Source organism: Treponema sp. R80B11-R83G3, assembly GCF_054786115.1.
Genome location: NZ_BDHF01000173.1, coordinates 1 through 1,941 on the forward strand (window position 1 = coordinate 1; position 1,941 = coordinate 1,941).

Genomic DNA, 1,941 nt, shown 5'->3' on the forward strand with positions numbered 1-1,941 from the left:
CCATAGTCGCGATTCGCGGAAAGACCGCCCTCACGCCGGGTATTTTATAAATATCAGCGGCTATTTCTTTCCAGTTTTTTCCGTCAGCCACAGGATACTGCACCGGCATATACTCGCTTTCCTCTTCATACTGCGATGACACTACTCTGATATGACCCAATTCATAAATCTGCACCGTTTTGTTTATGCTCTCGATCATTCCTTCTATCAAAGATGAATAAACAACAATAAAGAACACGGCTATTCCAACTGCGGACAGACAAAAGAGCGTGCGCCTCATGTTACGCCAAATATTCCGGTAAGCGATTGTGATCAGCATCGCGGTCCCGCCCTTTTTATAATTACTCATCATATATAAACTCCTTTTTCTAATTAGCAATTAACAATTAGCAATTAGCAATGTTATTGTCCGAAATCTTATCGTGAAGTACCGCACACAGATTGGTAACTTCGCTCATTGCTCATTCCTCATTGCTAATTGCTCATTGTTATTCAAACCGCAAACTTTCGGTAATTGGTTTCTTTAACGCCCTGCGCGTCGGGCAATACGCCACAAATGACGACAACAATGTCGCGACAACGCCTGAACCGATAATTATCGGTATATTCCACACGCTTCGGAAATTTGCAGTTGTGCGAAAACCGATTCCTCCGCTTAAGGTGTCCGACATCGCGCTAAAATCCAAACCGTATTTCACCATGGGATAATTAAAAACACAGCCAATAATTATTCCCAATACGGAACCGATAATTCCTATAAAACCGGCTTCCAGCATAAAGGTTAAAATCATTTGACCGTCAGTCATTCCCATCGCCCTCATCATGCCGATTTCTTTTGTGCGTTCCAGTATCGCGAGTAAAATTGTGTTGGAGATTCCAAGAAAGGAAAGAAGCAATAAAAGAAACGCCAGTACCTGCGGCGCTCCTGTTTGTATCTCCTCATAACCAAGATACTCGGCCATGTAGTCCTGCCATGTATGTACGGCGAGATCATTGGGCAGAGCCAGCCCCATACTGGCAAGCCCTTTGTTAAGCGCAATGGTTATTACTGCGGAGCTTTCGCTTTCGCCGGGAAGCCGCGAATCGGGTACACCTCTTTCCCTGATGATTAATTCCGTTACCGCGCCCTGGAGCATCATGCCCGTCTCGCTCTGCAAAATATCAAGCGGAATGTACGCCGTGTTGCCGTTTGGCAACGGGTCGGGAGAATTAATAACACCGGCTACAACCACTTCAAAAGCCTGATTAATATGATTTACAGCCCCTTGGAAACCGGCGCGAATCATCGCGTCCAAAACTTTTGCGAGCCGGTCTTCATCGTCTTCAACCAGAATATACGAACCCATAAATTCTTCCAAATTGTAAGCTGATTGCACCAGAGCTTTATCTTCTTCACGTAACGCTGGAAATAATTCCCCGTTCCATTTGTCAGCGCGGATAATTTCAGGAGCCGCTTTAATATCAATCACCGCGTTAATGCGGACGTTATTTCTTCCTGACACGGCAATCATCTCCCAATAACGGTCAAGGTCAGGTTTAGAAGCGTTCTTTTTTAACATCATGCGTTCATTGCCTTTAACCGCTCTGGTATCCACAGGATCGAATACGTTTTTAGATATAGGAGCCTCATCATAAAGAGAACGGATAAAATCAGCGTCTTGAATATTTTGCGCGGATAGGGAAATCAGCTCTTCAAGTTCTTTTCTGTAAGGGCGTGAAGGAATGCCTACTTTCAATTTTTCAGCCGCAATAGTTCCAAGCGCAATCTCAAAATTGCCGTTCTGCACATAACGGCCAAAATCCATATATGGCACATAACGCAAAACTTCCCGTTCAGCCTCAGGTTCTACCGCATAAAAAACAATCGGCGCGGAACCTGATGTAGAGGACAGCGTACCTGAGAAAGTATAACGTGGGGCGCTTACATAACCTTCTGCGGAA

1 protein-coding gene and 1 pseudogene are annotated in these 1,941 nt (G+C 44.8%); both read right to left on the reverse strand.

The features are described 5' to 3' along the window. A pseudogene (locus tag ACYVRH_RS12190) lies at positions 1 to 352 on the reverse strand (ABC transporter permease); the annotation flags it as partial. Between the two features lie 136 nt (positions 353 to 488). Continuing rightward, a partial coding sequence (locus ACYVRH_RS12195) for an ABC transporter permease (RefSeq protein ID WP_461257177.1) occupies positions 489 to 1,941 on the reverse strand: 1,453 nt, incomplete at its 5' end.